This is a genomic window from Chloroflexota bacterium (assembly GCA_016235055.1).
In the GTDB taxonomy this organism is placed as follows: Bacteria; Chloroflexota; Anaerolineae; order JACRMK01; family JACRMK01; genus JACRMK01.
In genome coordinates, this window is record JACRMK010000021.1 from 17535 (window position 1) to 37374 (window position 19840).

A 19840-nucleotide genomic window follows, 5' to 3' on the forward strand; every position below is an offset into this window, starting at 1 on the left:
ACGGGGAGGTGCGCGGCGGCTACGCCGCCGCGCACCTCCCCGGAGACTTGCTCCCCCTCCCAGCGAAGCTGGGAGGGGGCTGGGGGGGGAGGGCAGAATTTGGCGGTGTGCCGTGTGCTCATGCGACATGGGGACATTTTCAATTTGAAACAGTATAAGCAATGTTGTCGCTGCCGGTATCCATGCTGGCGATCGCCTCCTGAATCCAGCACGCTTCGGAGTCGAGGATGTGCGTTGCCAGCACGAAGATCGTGTTGGCCTGCGGCGCGGGCGGCCGCCAGTCCAGCGCTTCGGCATCCAGCCCGTCGAGCATGTTCAGCAGCTCTTCGTGCAGCCCGTTCAGCACCCGGATGTACGTTTCGATTTCAGTCACGACTCGCCCTCTCTCAATGGCCCGCCGCGGCGCGCGCGGCGCGCCTGCACCTCGGCCAGACGTTTGCCGTGCAGCGGGTACAGCGTCAGGAACAGCACGCCCAACCCGAAGCCAATGGCCGGCAGCGCTGATACCGCCAAGCGGATCCCCGTATCCACGCCGGCCGGCTGACCCAGGGGGCCAAGATCGGCGTTGTAGCCCGAGGTCATCAACAAAAACGCCAGCACAGCGCCTTGCAGGACCGTGCCCGCCTTCAGCAGCAACCCCTGCATCCCGAAATACATGCCCTCGCGCCGCACGCCGGTCTTCGTCTCGTCCTCATCGATCACTTCCGACAATAGAATGTCCGGCAGAACATTCAAGCCGCCCAGGCCCAGGCCGAAAACGGCGATGGCGACCAGCGTCTGCATCACATCCTGCACGAAGCTGAACGGAATCAGCGACAGCCCCACGGCGGCGAATGCGCACATCGTGGCGGCGCGCGTGCCGAACTTGACGGCAATGCGCGCCCACAGCGATAGCGTCGCGAAGGCCATGACCATCGCCGTGCCGAGCAGAATCGTGGTCACCATACCGGCCGGCATGACCAACAACGTCGCGCCGGCCACGCTAACCGGCACATCGGCCGTGACGCGCAACACATACTTGGCGTAGAACGGCAAACCGGCCTGCAAGAGGAGCGCGCCGGTCTCTTTCATGACCTGGGCGCACATGTACGTGACGAACGTCCAGTTGCGGAAGGTGGCCGACAGCGCCTGACGCAATGGCAGCGATTCTTTGTTGCCCGCATCCGGCGTCTCAAACGAGCCGCGCAGCGACACGTACAGCGAGCCGGTCGTCAGCACGGCAAACGCCACGCCCATCACGCCCCAGCCAAAGGTGTTCGCGATCAGCGGGAGCAGCGCCACGCCGAGCACCATGCCCAGTACGCCGAACACCTGGCGCAGCTTCGAGACCTCCGCGCGATCTTCCAGCCGCACATACATCTCCGGAAACAGCGCAACATAGTTTAGCACAACGAACGTGAACATCGCGTCGAACAGCCAGAGCAGCACCAGCAGGTACACAAACAGCGAAGTCTGATCCTGCTGTATCGAGGCGGGCGTCAGCCACATCAGCGCGAAGAACACGCCCATCGGCAGGCTGCCGAACATGATCCACGGGATGCGCCGCCCCCAGCGCGTGCGCGTCATGTCCGACAACTGGCCGGCCAGCGGCTCATTCAGCGAGTTCCAGATGCCGTACAGCGCCCACGCCAGCCCCATCAGGCCGGGCGAGAGCTTGAGCACGTCGACGTAGAAGAACTGGATGTAGATCGCTACCGCGTTGCCGGTAACAGACGGCGACAGGTTGCCGACTGCGTAGAGCCACTTTCTGACACCACTCACGTCGCACCTCCGGTGGAGTTCGTTGGGGCACGCCGGCGTGCCGGGGCTGCAGGCGCTTGTTGCGATGCGCTACCGCGTTTGCACCATGGGGTCCTCCGCTTCGCCTTGGCGGCGCCAGATCTGCCAGGCCAGGCGCTCCTCCTCAGCCGTCGTCGTGACTGCGCCATCGAGCCGCGCGTCGCGCAGCGCCTCGAGGATGTCGCGAAAGACCGGGCCGCGCTTCATGCCCAAGGCGATCAGGCGGTCGCCCGTTAGCGCCGGTTTCACCGCGCGCAACTCAGCCCGATAGCGCCGTATGGCGGCACATACTGCCGGCTGGTCCGACAGCAGTTCGGCCGCGCGCAGGGCATCGTCCCCGAATGGCTCCAGCAGGCGCACCAGGCCGCTCGGGCGGGCGACCTCCGCAATACGCGCTTCCTCGCGATGCAGCGTGTTAAGCTCGGCGATGAACGCTTCCTGCGACTTGCTCAACGCCAGCCGCCGGCCAATCGATTCCGCGCTGGCCAGCGGCAGGTCGCGCGTCAGGACGCCGAGATAGACCACGGGCGGCGCGTCCGGCCACGCGGCGCGCACTTGCGCGAATAGTCGCTCGAGCGCGGGATCTGCCCGTAGCTCGGGGTGAATCGCCTGCAACACCGACAATTCGGACAGCCGATGCAGTGATTTTTGCGGCGCCGCCTCGGCAAAGATCAGGAACAGCTCGTTGTTCAGCCGCTCGCCGGATACGCGCGGCAGCAGATCGAGCGCGTCGCTGATCAACTCGGCCGTGCGCGGCTCGATGACGAAGCCAAGCCGCTGCTCGTAGCGCACGGCGCGCAGGATGCGCGTGGGGTCCTCGACAAACGACAGGTTGTGCAGCACGCGCACAAGCTTCGCACGCAGGTCGCCGACGCCGCCGAAGAAGTCGAGCAGTTGGCCGAAGCGCATCTCGTCAAGACAGATCGCCAGCGTGTTGATCGTGAAGTCGCGCCGGTGCAGGTCCTGCTGGATCGAGCTTGACTCGACCTGCGGCAGCGCCGTCGGGTGCGTGTAGTACTCGCGCCGCGCGGTGATGAAGTCGAGCGAAGCCAGCGCGCTGAACGACGAGCCTTCAAGCATCCATTTGGCGGTACCGAAGCGCGCGTGGATGTGCACATGCCCGCCAAACCGCTTGGCCATCGCCTTGGCCAGCGCAATGGCGTTGCCCTCCACCACCAGATCGATGTCGAAATTCGGCTCGCTGACCAGCAGGTCGCGCACAAAGCCGCCGACTACATAGAGCGAGAACTGCTTCTTGTGCGCCACGCTGCCCGCCGCCTTGAGTAGGATCAGCACCTCATCCGGCAGCGCGCGTTCCAGCATGCGCACGACGTCGATCTCCGGCAGCGGCGTCTGCGTACGGCCCCACAGCTTGATCAGGTCGGTGCGCGTGATGATTCCCGTCAGCCGGCCATCGACCACCACCGGCACCTGCCCGACGCCGCGTGACAGCATAATCGCCCGGGCGCGCTCGACCGTGTCGTCCGGTCCCACGGTCATCGCGCCCTTGTGCATGTACGCCGACACCGGCTGATCGCCGAGGCCGTGCTGCACGGCGCGGTCGATCTCGCGGCGCGTCAGCAGTCCCAGCACTTCGCTATTCGCGCCGACAACCGGGAAGCCCTCATGTCCGTAGCGTTTCATCAGCATTTCGGCGTCGCGCATCGGCATGTCCGGCGTGAGCGTGCTGACGCTGCGCGACATGATCTGGCCGGCGGTGACCATCGGCCGCACGTGCGCGCCGAGCGCATGTTGAAGCCGGCGCTCGACGCTATCCAGCGAAGCGCCGCGCATCAGCGCCGCCGCCGCCCGCGCATGGCCGCCGCCGCCCAGTTCGCCCGCAATCGCACCGACGTCGATGGCGTCGCTGGTGCTGCGCGCGACGACCTGCACGCTGTCGTCTTCCTGTACCAGCACGAACAACGCATCGCAGTCATACAGGTCGCGCAGGTGGTGCGCCAGTGTCGAGATCTCCTCGACGTAATGCGTCACGCGCGCGGGGGCGATCATCACGGTGTGCCCGGCGAACTCCACGAAGCGCGCCGACTGCAGCAGCGACTGATACAGCTCGCGCTGGAGCGGCGTCAGCGGGTGGTGCAGGAAGTCGTGCACAATATCGAGGTTGGCGCCCTGCTCGAACAGCCACGTGGCGGCGCGGAAGTCCTCCAACCCCGTGCCGCCGTACGTCAGCGCGCCGGTGTCTTCGTACACGCCCAGCATGAACAGGGTCGCTTCGATCGGAGAGACTGGCGTGCGCGCCTGCATCAGCTGCGACACCAGCAGAGTCGTAGTGGAGCCGGCGGCAAAGCCTTCGTGGGTGGCGCCAGCCGGCAGATCCTTGCCGAACGGGTGATGGTCAATGAAATGCAGGCCCGTGGCGCGGCTTATGCCTTTGAGCGACGGCGCCGCCTGGGTATCCACCACAATCACGCGCTGCAGCCCGTGGAGCGGGCGGTCGTCCAGACGGGCGTAGCGCAGGCTGTCACCATACAGCGTCAGAAAATCGTGCACGTTCCGGTTGACGCGGCGCGGCAGGTATGGCGTCGCCGCAGGGTACAGCTTGGCGGCGGCAAACAGCGACGCGGCAGCGTCGAAGTCGGCGTGCTCGTGCGTGACGATGATGTTCATGACTAGGCATGATCATAGCACGAAGCGATTGCCGCAGGCAAGCGCTCCACGGCTTCGCCGCAGTGCGTGCGCCTCGCCCAAAATGTGCATCATCCGGTGTTTGTTGCTAGAATAGCGCCGTCGTAAGATCGGTGCACAGCGAGGGATATGGTGTCGATTGGCTGGACTCCGCGGGTGACCATTCTGTATGAGGACACAGACCATGGGGGCGATTTCGGCAATTCGTTTGCTGACGGATTTCGCGCCCACGGCTGCGGCGTGGATTTCAAGCCTCGCGACTCAGACTGGCCGGCCAGCGCCGATTTGGTTGTGGCGTACGGCCCCTTCAGCCGGGAGACGTCGATGCTGCCGGCGGTGCGCAGGCTGCGCGCGCTGCCTCGCGCCCGGCGTCCAATCTTTGTCTGGTGGCTCACGGAGGGCGTGCCTCCGCTCTGGCTTCCGCGCTTCGCGGTGGAGGCGGCCGGCCGGATGCGGGTGGCGATCGATGCGGTTGGAATCGGCGGCCCATCGCACCGTCTGCGTATCTTCGGCGAACTGCGCCGGGCGCAAACGAGCGGCGTGCTAGATGTACTGGTGGTCACTTCCGCATCGCGTGCCGCATACCTGCGGAACGCCGGCTTTGAGCCGGTTGTGGTGCCGCTTGGCTACCAGCCTGAACGGTACGGGCGCCTGCTGGACAGGCCGCGCGATATCGATGTCTGCTTCCTCGGCAACATGGACTCGCCGCGACGCCGGCGACTGGTGCCGCCGCTCGTGCGATCGCTGGCGCGCGCCGGCGTGGAGGTCAGCGTGCAGTCCGCCCTCTATGGCGAGGAGCGCACGCGGTATCTGAACCGCTGCCGTATCGTGCTCAACGTCCTGCGCGCGCCTCAAGATTTCGTCGGCCAGAGATTTGTGCTGGCCGCCGCGAACGGCGCGCTGACCGTGTCCGAGCCGCTGCGCGATCGTGAGCCGTTCGTGGACGGCAAGCACATCGTCGTGGCGCCGCTCGACAGGCTGGTCGACACCGTTCTCTACTACCTGGCGCATGAGGATGAGCGCGCGTGCATCGCCGGCGAAGCCCATCGTTTTGTGACTCAGGAATTGACCGTCGAAAACTCGTGCGGCAGCATTCTGGCCCACACGCATGACGCGCATAGCCGGCGGAACTCGCTCCAAGGTTGACCCCTTGCCCCAACCATTGATCATCCTCGGCGCCGGGACATTTGCGATGGATGTCGCCGACATCATCAGCGACATACCAGCGTTCGAGGTAGCCGGCTTCGCCGTGAGCATCGATCCGCACCAGCCAGGCGACACACTGCTCGACAAGCCCGTCTACTGGCTCACGGATCTCGCGGGGTTGGCCCTCACGCATGCCGCCGTCTGCGCCATCGTCAGCACGCGACGGCGCGCGTTCGTCGAAGCGGCGGCAACGCTGGGCATGCGCTTCGCGACGATTGTGCATCCTTCCGCCCGCGTATCGCGCATGGCGCAGTTGGCGGAAGGCGTTGTCGTCAATGCCGGCGTCATCGTCGCCACACATGCGGTGATCGAGCGTCACGCGATCTTGAATCGTGGCGCGATTATCGGCCACCATGCCCGCATCGGGCCGTTCGCGACGGTTTCGCCCGGCGCCAACCTGGCGGGCGCCGTCGACGTGGGCGCCGGCGCCTACGTGGGACTGGGCGCGATCGTGCTGGAGAAAAAGCGTATCGGCGAGGGCGCGCTGGTTGGCGCCGGATCGCTGGTGACGAAAGACGTGTCTCCCCGCACCCTCGTCATCGGCTCGCCGGCGCGGGTTGCGCAGGAAGGCATCGAGCCGTACTGATGCGCTAGTCAACGCCTCTCCACTCTGGTAAAATCGGATTGACAGCGACTGAGAACAGGTACGAGGTTTCACTATGACCCAGGAAACGCTTGGTTACGTTGAACTCGAGTGGACGTGCAAAACGTGCGGCACGAAGAACAAGGGCACACAGAAGACGTGCACCTCGTGCGGCGCGCCGATGCCCGACAAGCAGGAATTCGAGTTGCCCACCCAGCAGGTGCTGATCACCGACCCGAAGGCGGCCGAGCAGGCCGCGAAAGGACCGGACAAGACCTGCGAGTTCTGCGGCACGCGCAACCCGGTCGATGCCAAGAACTGCTCGCAGTGCGGCGCAAGCATGGAGGGGGCCAAGGCGCGCGAAGCCGGCCAGGTGCTCGGCGCGTTCCAGGACAAACCGCAACCCGATCTGCCCTGCCCGTCGTGCGGCACGCTGAACCCGGCCATTGCGCTCAAGTGCAAGAACTGCGGCAGCAGCATGGCTACTCCAAAGAAGGCGCCAGCACCGCCGCCTGCGCCGCCGGCCGCCGCGAAACGCGGCGGCATCGTCGGCATCGCCATCGGTGTCGTGGCACTGCTGGCGTTGTGCGCGTGCGGCTTCTATGTCTTTGGCCTGCTGACACAGACCAGCAGCGTGACGGCATCGGTCGCATCGGTGGCGTGGGAACGCTCGATCACGCTCCAGGAGCAGCAGCAGGTGAAGAAGCCGGCCGTCTGGGAAGACGACATCCCCAGCGGCGCGCAGAAGCTCACCTGCCAGAAAAAGGTGCGCAGCACCCAGGACTCACCGGGCCCCAACACCGAGAAGGTCTGCGGCACGCCGTACGTCGTCAACCAGGGCAGCGGCACCGGCAAGGTCGTACAGGACTGCAAGTACAACGTCATGGCAAACTCTTGCGAATACAGCATGCTCGATTGGGTCGACCTGGCGCCGATCGTGCTGCGCGGCGCCGACCTGAACCCGCAGTGGCCGAACGCCAGCCCGAAGTCGGGCCAGCGCGTGGCCGCGCAGAACGCGCGCCATGAGACGTACACGGTCACTTTCAAGGGCGACGGCAAGCAGTACACCTACACGCTGTCGAATGCCTCGGAGTTCGCCCGCTTCACGCCAAACAGCCGCTGGACACTGGACGTCAACGGGCTGGGCGGCGTCAATCGCGTGACGCCGGCGAACTGACGATGCGCCCGGCCATCTTCCTCGACCGCGACGGCACGCTGAATGTGGAAGTTCACTACCTGCGCCGGCCCGAGCAGATTCGCCTGATCGACGGCGTGCCGCAGGCGCTGAACGCGCTGCGCGCCGCCGGCTACGCGCTCGTGGTAATCACCAACCAGTCGGGCATCGCGCGCGGGTACTTCGATCATGGGACACTCGGCGCCATCCACGCAACGCTGGTCAGCGCGCTGGCGGACCACGGCGCGTCGGTCGACGCCATCTACGCCTGCCCGCATCATCCCGACGACGCCTGCACCTGCCGCAAGCCGCGCTCGGACCTATACCACCAGGCCGCCCGCGAGCACGACCTCGACCTGTCGCGCTCGCTGATGATTGGCGACAAGGACACCGACCTGCTGGCCGCCAAGAACCTGGGCATGGAAAGCATCCTGGTGCGGACCGGCTACGGACCGGAGTACCTGGCGCAGATCGCCGCATGGCCGGACTACCAGCCTGCCTATATCGCCAACGACCTGGCCGACGCGACTCGCTGGCTGCTGGCGCGCGCACGCTGACAGGCACTGCCGCGCCGCCATGAATGTCCTGTACGTTTACAAAGATTACTTTCCGGTGCTGGGCGGCATTGAGGGGCACATCAAATACCTGGCCGAAGGCATGCGCGCGCGCGGCGTGGATGCACACGTGCTTGTAACCAACACCGCAAGACAGACGATTAGCGAGACGATAAACGGCGTGCCCGTGCTCAAGGCCGGGCGGCTAACCAATGTCTCGTCCGCACCGGTCAGCATCGACCTGTTCCGCCAGATTCGCCGCTTCCAGCCCGATATCACTCACCTGCACTTTCCTTATCCAATCGGTGAAATGGCGCAATTGTTCGGCGGTCGCTCGCGCCGCACCGTCGTGACGTATCACAGCGATATCGTCCGCCAGCGCTTCCTGCGCCTGCTGTACCGACCGTTTCTGCGCCTGCTGCTGCGCCGCGCCGACGCGATCAGCATCTCCAACCCGACCTATACGCAGCTAAGCCCGTTCGTCGCGCCGCACGCCGGGAAATGCATCGTCATTCATCACGGACAGGACCTGTCGCGCTTCGAGTTTTCGCCTACGATCGAGGCGCGCGCGACGGAGTTGCGCGCCACACTGGGCGATCGGCTGGTACTGTTCGTCGGCAAGCTGCGCTACTACAAAGGCGTCGAGAATCTGATCCGCTCATTCGGCGAGATACCCGAGCCCGCCACGGCGGTGATTGTCGGTACAGGCCCCATGGAGAGCGAGTGGCAGCAGTTAGCACAGGAGCTCGGACTCGACGCGCGGGTGCGATTTGCGGGCAGCGTCTCCGATGAGGAACTGCCTGCCTACTACCGCGCCGCGCGGCTGTTTGTGCTGCCGTCGACACAGACCGCTGAAACGTGGGGTGCCGTCCAGATCGAGGCGATGGCCAGCGGGCTGCCGTGCATCTGCACCGAGCTTGGCACCGGCACGTCGTATGTCAACCGGCACGGCGAAACCGGGCTGGTCGTACCGCCAGGCGACCCACATGCGCTGGCCGGGGCGATCCGCCAGTTGCTGGACGACGAGCCACTGCGGGCGCACATGGGCGCCGCAGCGTACCGGCGCGCGCACGCCGAGTTTTCGCACACGGTGATGGTCGAGCAGACGCTCGTGCTGTACCAGCGCCTGCTCGCACGCGCGTAGCCATCTAACGCCCGAACCCATTTCGCTACAACGGGGATCCTGGAATGATACATCGTTCACGAGCGCCGTTGCGTATCTCATTTTGTGGTGGCGGCACCGATGTGCCGCCCTACCCCCAGGAGCGCGGCGGCGTGGTGCTCTCCACCACGGTCGACAAGTTCGCCTACGCGTCTCTGCGCCCGCGCGCCGACGATGCGATCGAGGTGCGCTCGCTCGACTTCGACGTCGTCGCCCAGTACGACCGCCGCGATCCGCTGCCGTATGACGGGCAGCTTGACCTCGTCAAGGCGGTCATCAACCACCACAAGGCGCCCGGCGGCTTCGACCTGTTCCTGCACTCCGACGCGCCGCCCGGCTCGGGGCTCGGCTCGTCGTCCACGCTGGTCATTGCGCTGCTGGGCGCGTTTCGCGCGTGGCTCAAGCAGACGATGACCGATTACGATATGGCCGCGCTGGCCTACCAGATCGAGCGCGTGGACATGGGTATCGCCGGCGGCATGCAGGACCAGTACGCAGCGGTGTTCGGCGGTTTCAACTTCATCGAGTTTCATGCCGACGCCGTCATCGTGAACCCGCTGCGCGTCGAGCGCGCCACGCTGAACGAACTGCAGTATCGCCTGCTGCTCTGCTATACCGGCCAGACGCGGCTGTCGGCGCAGATTCTGACCGAGCAGGTCAGTGCCTATGTCGCGCGCAAGCCGAGCGTGGTTGAAGCGCTGGACGGCATGAAGCAGTTGACGATTCAGATGAAGAACGCACTGCTGCTCGACAACCTCAACCGGTTCGGCGAGCTGTTGCATGAAGCGTGGCTCCTGAAGAAGCAACTGGCCACGCGCATCAGCGACGCGCACATCGACGCGCTTTACACTCGCGCGCGCGACGCCGGTGCCATCGGCGGCAAGATTCTCGGCGCGGGCGGTGGCGGTTACCTGCTGCTCTTTTGCCCGTTCGACCGCAAACACACCATCGCTGCCGAGATGGTGCGGGCCGGCGCGCAGCCGGTCAGTTTCAGCTTCGAGGAGCGGGGCCTTCAAACGTGGACGACGACCTGACGCGCGCATTCATTCTCGCCGGCGGTCTCGGCACGCGCTTGCGCCCACTCAGCGGCGACCGTCCGAAGGGACTGATGCCGGTCGGCGGTCAGCCATTCCTGCACCGTCTCGTCGATCGACTCGCAGCCCACGGAATCAACGATATCGTCCTCTGCCTGGGCTACGGCGCGCCGGCCATCATCACGCACTTCGACGCCGTCCCGGTACAGGGTGCCACGCTGCACTACTCGGTTGAAGCGGAGCCGCGCGGCACCGCCGGGGCGCTGCGCGTGGCGGAGCCGTACTGGGCATCGTCCAACCTGATCTTGAACGGCGACACCGAACTGACCTGCGACTACCTCGCGCTGATCCACACACACCGGGCGGGCGTTGCGGCGGTGACAATCGCGCTGGCGCGCATGGAAGATTGCGCGCGCTACGGGCACGTCCAGTTGGACGACAGCGGCCGCGTGCTTAACTTCCTCGAAAAAGACGGCATGCACCGCTCCGGACTCGTGAACGCCGGCGTTTATGTCGCCACGCGCGCCGCTCTGGAGCGCATCCCTGCCACCGGTCAGGTTTCAATCGAGCAGGAGTGGCTGCCCGGGCTCCTGCGCGACAGTCACCCGGTGGCAGGTATCGTCGTAGCCGGTGGATTCACCGATATTGGCACGCCGGATGACTATTGGCGTTTGGCAAATCAGTCGTAAAATAGTGAAATGAAGGCGCGCCGGCCTGATCTGGCCGCGCCTGCATTCCGGCAATCATCGGCGATTTGAGGAGCGTGCGTGTCTTCCCGATTTAGCGTATTCTGTGAACGCGTCATGGAGGCGGGTTGGTTGCTGGCCGCCATGGCCGTGCCACTTTTCTTCGACATATACTCCAGCCGTGTCTTCGAGCCTGACAAAATCACCCTCGTACGTTCGATCGCGCTGGTTGTGGCGACAGCCTGGGTCGCCAAGCAGATTGAAACCGGATTCACCGATTTTCGCGGCGGGTCGCTGTGGGCGCGGCTGCGCGCCGCCAATCCGCTGACCGTGCCGGTGTTGCTGCTTGTCCTCGTTTATGCACTCTCCACAGTGCTGTCGGTCGCGCAATACGTAAGCATCTGGGGATCGTATCAACGTTTGCAGGGCACCTATTCGATGTTCTCCTACATCACGGTGTTTGCCGTGATGCTGCACGCGCTGCGCTCGCGCGCGCAGTTGGAGCGCCTGTTTACGGTGATCGTGCTGACCAGCCTGCCGATTTCGGCCTATGGCTGGCTGCAGCATTTCCGGCTCGACCCGCTGCCGTGGGGCGGCGATGTGTCGGATCGCATCGCGTCGAACATGGGCAACTCCATCTTCGTTGGCGCGTATTTGATCATGGTGATGCCGATCACGCTGGGCCGCTGGCTCAATGTCGTCGCACAAGTTTTACGCGACCCGGTCGCCGAGACCGGCGGCGAAACGGTTGCCCCCGCTACGGCACGAACGCCTGACGACACGCCGCAGTTGGTGCTGGCCGGTGCGTACACCTTCACGTTGGCGTTCCAACTGCTGGCGATCTACTGGACGCTGTCGCGCGGCGCATGGATCGGCTTCATGGCCGGCACGTATGTATTTGTCCTGATCGGCCTCACGCTGCTGCGCCAGTGGGTGCCGGATCGCACGCGCTTGAGCGGCAGGGAAACGCTCACCGCGCTGGGCGCCGGCGTTGTGTTTCCGCTGGCGCTGCTGCTCATGCCGCTCGCCGCGTCGCTGCGCGGGATGAAGATGTCCGATGTGTTCCGCCGCACGCTGCGCTGGATGTGGCTCTCGTGGATCGTAACCGGCGCGGTGGTCATCGGACTGATCCTGGCCATGAACATTCCGGGTACGCCGTTGGCCGAAATCAAGAAAGTGCCCGGCATCGGGCGTCTCGGCGAAATATTCGAGCTTGACCAGGGCACAAATAAAGTGCGCGCGCTGATCTGGGAGGGCGCGGCGCAGTTGGTGGCCCCGCATGACCCGATTGGTTTTGACCAGTACACCGATATATTCAACGTCATCCGGCCGCTGATCGGCTACGGCCCGGAGGCGATGTATGTAGCGTACAACAGTTTTTATCCGCCCGATCTGGGACACCTCGAAGCACGCAACGCCTCGCCCGATCGCTCGCACAACGAGACGTGGGACTCGCTCGTCACGACTGGCTTGTTCGGTTTCCTGGTCTATGTGACGCTGTTCGGTTCGGTCTTCTATCACGCGCTCAAGTGGCTCGGCTTCGCCAGTGGCGCGCGCGACCGCAACCTATTCATTGTGCTGTGGGTGCTCGGCGCCGTGACGGTTGGCGTGATCGCCGTGGCGATCGACAAGCAGCCTCGTCTGCTGGGCGTGGCGCTGCCGGTCGGCATGTTGATCGGCCTGATGACCTATCTCGCGATTCAAGTCTTCTTCGTGCGCCAGCATGTCGGCTCCTCCCTGTCCACTGAAGACAAGGTGCTGATCATGGCGCTACTGAGCGCGCTGATCGGCTCGTTCGCGGAGATCCACTTTGGCATCTCGATCGCGGCCACGCGCACCTATTTTTGGATCGGGGCGGCGCTGCTCGTGCTGATCGGCCACCGCCTGAACCAGACGGCGCCAGTGCGCGCCACGGCGGTCCCAACGCCGCCCGCCGTGCGCGACAGCGCAATGGGGCGAAACGGCGATCGGCTGGCATCGTTTCGCGCGCTGCGCCTGCCGGCATGGAGCGGGCTGGCTCCGTGGGCGGTCGCCCCGGCGGCGCCGGTGACCTTCGCCCGCCGTCGCCATCGCGCGGGCACGCCCGGGGCCGCCATGCCCGCCGGGCGCGGCGCGGCGGTCGCAACCGCGCGCCCGGCGCAAGTCGCCAGCTTCGGCTCCGGCACACATGCGATCGTGGTGTACGGCATGCTGCTGGGCATCATGCTGACGATCATGGGCTTCGACTACATCAGTCCGAACCTCGCGACGGCCGACAAGTTCTCATGGATCGTCATGCTCTTCGTGTTTACACTGATCGTCGGCGCGCTCATCATGTCCGCACAGATCAAAGCGACCACGCCGAGCGCGCCGCGCGGGCTGGTGGTCTTCGCTGGGGTGGCCGTCATCGCGCTCGGAGTCGCCGGCCTCTATCTCATCCTGCACAATGCCAACCTGACCGGGCGGCGGCCGACCAACGTCATCGATAACATTTCGATCGTGGCCGACGTGATCGGCCTGTTCTACCTGTACCTGTTCGGCATGCTGCTGGCGCTGGCGATTGTGCTGGCGGGCGAGCGCACCCTGCCCCCGCGCACGTTCGCCGAGCCGTTCTACCTCCTTCTGTATGTGGCCATCGCGGCCGGCTGTGCGGCGGGCATCGCCACCACCAACCTCAACAGCATCCGCGCCGACATCTTCTACAAGCAGGGACTCAACTTCGACGGCTCGCGCCAGTTCGACGGCAGCCTCTGTATGTACGAGTCCGCAATCAATCTGGCGCCCGACCAGGACTTCTATTATCTTTTCTACGGGCGCTCATTCCTGGAAAAAGCCAAAACGGTGCCGGACAACGCACCGGCCCAGCCGCTATACAACTGCTACCCGGGCAACAACACCTTGGCCTTCAAGGACCCGCCCGGCATCAGCAAAAGCGGCAGCCAGCGCACGCGGCTGATCGAAACTGCGCGCGTCTTCCTGACGCGCGCACGCGACCTGAACCCGCTCAACACCGATCACACCGCCAACCTGGCGCGCATGTACCGCACCTGGGCCGACCTGGCCACCGACGCAACGCAACGCGCCGACTACGTGCGGCAGTCGATCGGATTCTACGCGCAGGCGCAGGCGCTCAGCCCGCACAACGCGCAGATTTACAACGAATACAGTAGCGCGTACATGATGGCCGGCGAGACCGACAATGCGCTCGCGAAGCTCCAGGAATCGATCAAGATCGACGACGAATACGCGCAGACTTATCTGCTGCTCGGCGATCTGTACACCGGCAAGAACGACATGGATAACGCCGTCACGGCGTACCAGGCGGCGCTGAAAACCGACGCCACACTCCTGCAGGCGCATAGCGCGCTGGGGCTGATCTACTCGCGCCAGGGCAAGCTGGACCTGGCGATCCAGGAGAACATGGCCGTCGTTGCGCAGCAACCGAACGACTACAACAGCCTGCGCAATCTGGCGCTGCTCTACCGCGATGCCGGACGCCTGCCCGAAGCGATCTCGTACGCACAGCGCGCGCTGGCCGGCGCGCCCGATGCCGACAAACCGGCGCTGCAGCAGTTCATTGCGCAGTTGCAGGCGGCGCTGGCCGGCGGCACTGCGCCACAAACGCAGCCGACACCGCCAGTTCCGCAGAACCAGCCGACGGCCGTTCCAACGCCCGGCCGATAACGACAGCGCAACCCTATATGGCTTCGTTTCTCATCGTCTTTGCGGTCGCGCTGGTACTCGCCACGGCAGTTACGCCAGTGGCCGAACGTCTGGCGCCGATTCTCGGCTGGGTCGACGCACCATCGGCGCGCAAGGTGCACCTGCGCCCGGTGCCGCTGCTGGGTGGCGTCGCCATCTACCTGGCCACGATCGCCGCGCTGCTTGTCTTTGGCGACCATTCGGAAGTGGCGCAGTTGGCAGGCATCGGTGTGGGCGCCACACTCGTGTCGCTGTGCGGCCTTTGGGACGATCGCCGCCCGCTCTCGCCGGTGATCAAGCTGGCGGTGCAGGCGCTGGCCGCGCTGGTGACGTTCTCGTCCGGCATCGGCATCACCATCTTGCCGCACCCTGCGCTCAACTTCGCCGTGACAATGCTCTGGATGATCGGCATCACCAACGCCTTTAACCTGCTCGATAACATGGACGGGCTATCGGGCGGCGTCGGCGCGATCAGTGCGCTGTTCTTCCTCGTGCTGGCACTCCAGAGCCGGCAGGTGCTGGTCGGCACACTCTCGGCGGCTCTGCTGGGCGCGTGCATCGGCTTTTTGATGTACAATTTCAACCCAGCGCGCATCTTCATGGGCGACAGCGGTTCACTGTTCCTGGGATTCATTCTCGCCGCCGTCGGCATCAAACTGCGCTTCCCGGGTGATCCAACAACGGTGAGCTGGATGATTCCCCTGCTGGTGCTGGGCGTACCGCTGTTCGACACAACTCTGGTCACGCTCTCGCGTTTGCGGCGCAGGCTGAACCCGCTCGCCACACCGGGCAAAGATCACCTGTCGCACCGGCTCGTCGCGCACGCTATGTCGGCGCGCGAGGCCGTGCTGACCATCTATGTGGTCTGCTTCCTGTTCGGCGTGGCCGCGACGCTGATTCCACAGGCCGGCGTTGGCGAGGCATACGTGATATTCGCCGTCGTAGCGATTCTGGCGCTGGCCAGCCTGCTGGTGCTCGAGCGCGATTTTATGCGCGCTGCGCATTCAGCCGGCTCGCAATAGCGCGCTGCTCCATCGAGACTTCATGACCTACTTCGACCGTTTGATGAGCATGATCCAGGACCGCTCGGCGCGCGTCGGCGTGATCGGCCTGGGCTATGTGGGTCTGCCGCTGGCCGCCACGTTCGGGCAGAATAACTATAGCGTGCTGGGTATCGACGTGGACCGCCACAAACTGGCGGCGCTGGCACGCGGCGAGTCGTACATCCAGGATGTGCCCTCGGACGTGATCGCCGCCCTGCGCGCCGCCAACCGGTTCGCCGCGACGGACGACTACGGCGCGCTGCGCTCGTGCGACGTCATCTTCATCTGCGTGCCCACGCCGATGACCGACCAGAAGAACCCGGATATGACGTTCATCGAGACGGCGGCACGCGGCATCGGCGGGCAGTTGCGTCCGGGCCAACTCGTCATCTTGCAAAGCACCACCTACCCCGGCACCACCGCGGAGTTCGTGCTGCCGATCCTCGGCGCGTCGGGCCTGAAAGTCGGCGTCGATTTCTTCCTGGCGTTCTCGCCGGAGCGCATCGATCCGGGGCACACGAACAGCGCCGGCTTCGACGTCGCCAACACGCCCAAGGTCGTCGGCGGTATGACGCCGGCTTGCACGCAGTTAGCCGCCACCCTGCTGGCGCATTTCACCGCGTCGGTGCATATCGTGTCGTCGCCGGGCGCGGCCGAGATGTGCAAGCTGCTGGAGAACACTTTCCGCAGCGTCAACATCGCGCTCGTCAACGAACTGGCTTTGCTGTGCGAGCGCATGGGCATCGACGTGTGGGAGGTCATCGAGGCGGCGCGCACCAAGCCGTACGGCTTCATGCCGTTCTACCCCGGCCCGGGCGTCGGCGGGCACTGCATCCCGATCGACCCGTACTACCTGTCGTGGAAGGCGCGCGAGTATGATTTCTTCACCCGCTTCATCGAGTTCGCGGCCGACACGAACCAGGAGATGCCGCATCACGTCGTCGACCTGACAGCACACGCGCTCAATCGCGCCGGCCGCCCGGTGAAGGGCGCTCGCGTGCTGGTGCTCGGCGTCGCGTTCAAGGCGAACATCGACGACGCGCGCAACTCGCCGGCCGAGCGCGTGATCGAGTTGCTGCTCAGCGCGGGCGCCGACGTTGCGTACAGCGACCCGTTCGTGCCGCAGTTCCGCATCGGCTCCAACGTCTTTCACCGCGAGCCGGTCGTCATGCAGTCGCAGCCGCTCGACGACGGCATGCTGGCGTCGTTCGATTGCGCCATCATCACCACGGCGCATCGCGCGTTCGACTACGCGCAGATCGTGCGCAGCAGTGCGCTCGTCGTAGACACGACCAACGCAACGCGCAGCGTGACGGATGGCCGCGCCAAGATCGTCCGTATCGGCGCGCCGCTGTAGGCGCGCCTGGCAGCACAGACCACATTCCGAGACAGGATTAGCGTCATGCCCGACAGCAACATAGATTATTACGCGGTACTTCACATAGACCGCCAGGCCAGCCAGGAAGTCATCAAGGCTGCCTATCGTCGTCTGGCGAGCCAATATCATCCGGACAAAAACAATTCACCCAAGGCCGCCCGGCGGATGAAAAACATCAATGAAGCGTACGCGGTGCTTGGCGATCCTTCCAAGCGCCGAAGCTACGACGAGAGTCACCCTAGCTCTGCGGATGGCGGACTGGAGCGGCAAGCCAGCACGACGGTGCCAGCCCGAACGGCAACGGGGCGCGTCACGACAGGCGCTCTCTCAACACGGGAGCAAAGCGGAGCGAGGTCATTGTCGCAGGGCACCTCACGTTGGATTCTGGTTGGGATTGGTGCAGTGACCGTCGGATTAATTATTGGGTTTGTTGTCCTGTCAAACCAATCAGGCGCCAAGCCAGCAAGCGGCGGGGCGCCCGTAGTTGGAACAACGCGAGGAACCGCACCGGCCAGCACAGCATCAGGGGGGAACAGCATCAAAACTGCATCCGGACTTGAATACGAAGACATCGTGGTCGGTACCGGCCCAGGCCCGGTGCCGGGCCAGCCAGTGTTGGTCCACTATACTGGGAAACTCACCAACGGCGCCACGTTCGACTCGTCGGTGGACCGCAACCAGCCGTTCCAGTTCACCATCGGCGTCGGGCAGGTCATCAAGGGCTGGGACGAAGGCGTGATGAGCATGAAGGTCGGCGGCAAACGCCGCCTGACCATCCCGCCCGACCTCGGCTACGGTGCGCGGGGCGCGGGCAACACGATTCCGCCCAACGCCACGCTCATCTTCGACGTGGAGCTGCTGTCGGTTGGCGCGGCGGCCGCGCCGACCGCGCGCCCGGTGCCGACCATCGCCGAAAAGGCGCTGACGCCCGACGAGATCGGTCAACCGTTCTGCGCGAACATGCAGCGGACGGCGCAGCGCCGCACCGACTATCCCGCGCCCGACGACATGAAGCTCGACGCGGCCAAGACGTATATCGCGTCGATCGAGACGGCCAAGGGGGTGATCCGCCTCGAGTTGAACCCGAAGGCGGCGCCCAAGCATGCCAACTCGTTCGTGTTTCTGGCCTGCCAGGGCTACTTCGACGGGCTGAGCTTCCATCGTGTCGAGGCGGGCTTCGTCATCCAGGGCGGCGACCCGAACGGCAACGGCAGCGGCGGCCCCGGCTACAAGCTGCCAGCCGAGTTCGGCCCGATCAAGCACACGCTCGGCATCCTGTCGATGGCGCGCACCAGCGACCCGAACAGCGCCGGCTCGCAGTTCTTTATCATGCTCGGCGACGCGCCATCGCTCGACGGGCAGTACTCGGTCTTCGGCAAGACCGTCGAAGGCATCAACGTCGTCACCCGCATCGCGGTCGGCGACAAGATGAACAAAGTCACTATCACGGTACGCTAAGGAGAACCTTCGTCATGGGCAAGTCGGTATGCACGGGTGAGCGCCCCGCAAAGCGCCGCATGGACTACAAGGCGCCGGAGGACATGCAGCTCGATCCGGCGAAGCAGTACAAGGCGACGATCGAAACGTCGAAGGGCACGATCTTGTGCGAGCTTTACCCCAAGCTCGCTCCTAAGCACGCCAACTCGTTCGCGTTTCTGGCCTGCCAGGGCTACTTCGACGGGCTGACGTTCCACCGCTACGTCGCGGGCTTCGTCATCCAGGGCGGCTGCCCGAAGGGCGACGGTACCGGCGGCCCCGGCTACAACCTGCCGGCCGAGTTCAATGCGCTGCCGCACACGCCGGGCATTTTGTCGATGGCGCGCACCAGCGACCCGAACAGCGCCGGCTCGCAGTTCTTCATCATGGTCGGCAACGCGCCGCATCTGGATCGCCAGTACTCGATCTTCGGCAAAGTAACCGAGGGCATGGACGTCGTGTATAAGATTCGCGCGAGCGACGTGATGAAGGGCGTGGTGGTCGAAGAAGTTTAGGCCGTGTCTGCCAGGCCGCACGCAAGTCCGGCAGCGCGTCTGCAAGCCTACTTAGCGAGGTAACTCCATGTGCGCTGTTCGCATTCCGATTGTTGTCATTACACAGTCACATTCGATCAGCGGCGTCGTGCTGGTACGCGATCAGCGGCTGTCGGACCTGCTGAACGATCGGCGCGACTCGGTCGTTCACGTGCTCGACGCGGAGGTGACGCGCTTCGGCCAGGCGCGCAAGATCGAGCATGCCCGGCAGGCGATTGTCGCCAAGGATAACCTCGGGCTGGTGTTCGAGCAGCAGAACCAGGCGACCACCAGCGCCAAGCGCCCGTTTGCCTATACGATCAAACAGCAGTACGAGGTCTTCCTGCTGTGCGAGGGGCTTGAAGTGCGCGGCACAATGTTCTCGCGCGGCAACCTGGACGTGCTCGAACTGCACCGGTTCGTCGCCACATCCGGCGAGCGGTTCATGCCGGTAACCAACGCCGTGGTCACGCTTCCAGGCGGGCAGGCGTTCCAGAAGCAGGCCGGCGTGCTGGTCAACGTCGCACGCATCCATTTCATCTCAAAACAGGAACCCGTGACCGACGACGCAGCCGCGCAGGCGTCGGCGCCGCCTGCCGAAAAACCCGCGGCCTGATGCGCCCGCCGCCGCACCGTGCCGCTGTAATTTGACAGTGGCCGCGGCGCGCACTAGAATACTAGCTACAGACAGAGAGCAGGAGGAGTAGGCGTTTCTGCGCTGACAGAGACGAAGGGCGACCCGGTGCAAGCCCTTCCCAGCCGCACACGCCGAACGTCGCCTGTGAGTCGCTTCGCCGAAACCATCAAGCGGAGCCGGCGCCGGCCGTTAGCACGTCATGAGTGCCCGCTTGCGGGCGATCAAGGTGGTACCACGGGAGCCCTCCCGTCCTTGCGACGGAGGGCTT

General features: G+C 64.9%; 16 protein-coding genes, 1 pseudogene and 1 other annotated feature. Of the genes and pseudogenes, 14 read left to right on the forward strand and 3 right to left on the reverse strand.

Features of this window, described 5'->3' with window-relative positions:
• Positions 1–139 precede the first annotated feature (139 nt).
• The 3 genes from HZB53_05855 to HZB53_05865 all read right to left on the reverse strand — a co-directional run bounded on the left by HZB53_05855 (position 140) and on the right by HZB53_05865 (position 4407).
• A complete protein-coding gene (locus tag HZB53_05855) occupies positions 140–373 on the reverse strand; it encodes a DUF664 domain-containing protein (GenBank protein MBI5877153.1) in 234 nt (77 codons plus the stop codon).
• Positions 370–1761 (reverse strand): MFS transporter, encoded by a 1392-nt coding sequence (locus HZB53_05860; protein ID MBI5877154.1) that lies wholly within the window; start codon positions 1759–1761, stop codon positions 370–372. Before HZB53_05860 ends, HZB53_05855 begins: the two co-directional genes overlap by 4 nt.
• Positions 1762–1830: 69 nt before the next feature.
• Entirely contained in the window at positions 1831–4407 is a 2577-nt protein-coding gene (locus HZB53_05865; GenBank protein ID MBI5877155.1) for a CBS domain-containing protein, read from the reverse strand.
• Positions 4408–4665: 258 nt separating this feature from the next.
• On the opposite strand from HZB53_05865, the gene HZB53_05870 reads away from it, so the two are divergent.
• From HZB53_05870 to HZB53_05935, 14 genes and pseudogenes are all read left to right on the forward strand, one after another.
• Positions 4666–5571, forward strand: coding sequence for a glycosyltransferase family 1 protein (locus tag HZB53_05870; protein MBI5877156.1), 906 nt, complete (start codon positions 4666–4668; stop codon positions 5569–5571).
• A 4-nt stretch (positions 5572–5575) separates the two neighbouring features.
• Positions 5576–6217: a NeuD/PglB/VioB family sugar acetyltransferase gene (locus HZB53_05875; protein ID MBI5877157.1), complete on the forward strand. Its 642-nt coding sequence runs from the start codon at positions 5576–5578 to the stop codon at positions 6215–6217.
• A gap of 73 nt (positions 6218–6290) precedes the next feature.
• A complete protein-coding gene (locus HZB53_05880; GenBank protein ID MBI5877158.1) occupies positions 6291–7391 on the forward strand; it encodes a zinc ribbon domain-containing protein in 1101 nt (366 codons plus the stop codon).
• A gap of 2 nt (positions 7392–7393) precedes the next feature.
• Positions 7394–7945, forward strand: a complete 552-nt coding sequence (gene gmhB / locus HZB53_05885) for a D-glycero-beta-D-manno-heptose 1,7-bisphosphate 7-phosphatase (protein ID MBI5877159.1) — start codon at positions 7394–7396, stop codon at positions 7943–7945.
• Between the two features lie 19 nt (positions 7946–7964).
• Positions 7965–9086 carry a glycosyltransferase gene (locus HZB53_05890; protein ID MBI5877160.1) on the forward strand — a complete coding sequence of 374 codons (1122 nt, stop codon included), beginning with the start codon at positions 7965–7967 and terminating at the stop codon, positions 9084–9086.
• Positions 9087–9130: 44 nt separating this feature from the next.
• A complete protein-coding gene (locus tag HZB53_05895) occupies positions 9131–10138 on the forward strand; it encodes a GHMP kinase (protein ID MBI5877161.1) in 1008 nt (335 codons plus the stop codon).
• Positions 10123–10827 carry a nucleotidyltransferase family protein gene (locus tag HZB53_05900; GenBank protein ID MBI5877162.1) on the forward strand — a complete coding sequence of 235 codons (705 nt, stop codon included), beginning with the start codon at positions 10123–10125 and terminating at the stop codon, positions 10825–10827. Before HZB53_05895 ends, HZB53_05900 begins: the two co-directional genes overlap by 16 nt.
• Before the next feature lie 78 nt (positions 10828–10905).
• Positions 10906–14487 (forward strand): tetratricopeptide repeat protein, encoded by a 3582-nt coding sequence (locus HZB53_05905; GenBank protein ID MBI5877163.1) that lies wholly within the window; start codon positions 10906–10908, stop codon positions 14485–14487.
• A 17-nt stretch (positions 14488–14504) separates the two neighbouring features.
• On the forward strand, positions 14505–15527 hold the full coding sequence (locus HZB53_05910; protein ID MBI5877164.1) for an undecaprenyl/decaprenyl-phosphate alpha-N-acetylglucosaminyl 1-phosphate transferase: 1023 nt from the start codon (positions 14505–14507) through the stop codon (positions 15525–15527).
• Between the two features lie 22 nt (positions 15528–15549).
• Complete coding sequence (locus HZB53_05915) at positions 15550–16905, forward strand: nucleotide sugar dehydrogenase (GenBank protein MBI5877165.1); 1356 nt, start codon at positions 15550–15552, stop codon at positions 16903–16905.
• Positions 16906–17091: 186 nt separating this feature from the next.
• Positions 17092–17787: pseudogene (locus HZB53_05920) on the forward strand (FKBP-type peptidyl-prolyl cis-trans isomerase).
• A 147-nt stretch (positions 17788–17934) separates the two neighbouring features.
• The gene (locus HZB53_05925) at positions 17935–18384 is read left to right on the forward strand and encodes a peptidylprolyl isomerase (protein ID MBI5877166.1); all 450 of its coding nucleotides are present in this window, start codon (positions 17935–17937) and stop codon (positions 18382–18384) included.
• Positions 18385–18443: 59 nt separating this feature from the next.
• Positions 18444–18917, forward strand: a complete 474-nt coding sequence (locus HZB53_05930) for a peptidylprolyl isomerase (GenBank protein ID MBI5877167.1) — start codon at positions 18444–18446, stop codon at positions 18915–18917.
• A 67-nt stretch (positions 18918–18984) separates the two neighbouring features.
• Complete coding sequence (locus tag HZB53_05935) at positions 18985–19551, forward strand: hypothetical protein (GenBank protein ID MBI5877168.1); 567 nt, start codon at positions 18985–18987, stop codon at positions 19549–19551.
• Positions 19552–19616: 65 nt separating this feature from the next.
• Positions 19617–19829 (forward strand) — a binding site (T-box leader).
• Positions 19830–19840: the final 11 nt, after the last annotated feature.

Excerpts from the sequence above, each read along its gene's own strand:
- HZB53_05865 (MBI5877155.1), bottom strand. The coding sequence starts at position 4,407 with ATGAACATCATCGTCACGCACGAGCACGCCGACTTCGACGCTGCCGCG.
- HZB53_05880 (MBI5877158.1), top strand. The coding sequence starts at position 6,291 with ATGACCCAGGAAACGCTTGGTTACGTTGAACTCGAGTGGACGTGCAAA.
- HZB53_05910 (MBI5877164.1), top strand. The coding sequence starts at position 14,505 with ATGGCTTCGTTTCTCATCGTCTTTGCGGTCGCGCTGGTACTCGCCACG.
- HZB53_05930 (MBI5877167.1), top strand. The coding sequence starts at position 18,444 with ATGGACTACAAGGCGCCGGAGGACATGCAGCTCGATCCGGCGAAGCAG.
- HZB53_05935 (MBI5877168.1), top strand. The coding sequence starts at position 18,985 with ATGTGCGCTGTTCGCATTCCGATTGTTGTCATTACACAGTCACATTCG.
- HZB53_05925 (MBI5877166.1), top strand. The coding sequence starts at position 17,935 with ATGAAGCTCGACGCGGCCAAGACGTATATCGCGTCGATCGAGACGGCC.
- HZB53_05895 (MBI5877161.1), top strand. The coding sequence starts at position 9,131 with ATGATACATCGTTCACGAGCGCCGTTGCGTATCTCATTTTGTGGTGGC.
- gmhB (MBI5877159.1), top strand. The coding sequence starts at position 7,394 with ATGCGCCCGGCCATCTTCCTCGACCGCGACGGCACGCTGAATGTGGAA.
- HZB53_05890 (MBI5877160.1), top strand. The coding sequence starts at position 7,965 with ATGAATGTCCTGTACGTTTACAAAGATTACTTTCCGGTGCTGGGCGGC.
- HZB53_05915 (MBI5877165.1), top strand. The coding sequence starts at position 15,550 with ATGACCTACTTCGACCGTTTGATGAGCATGATCCAGGACCGCTCGGCG.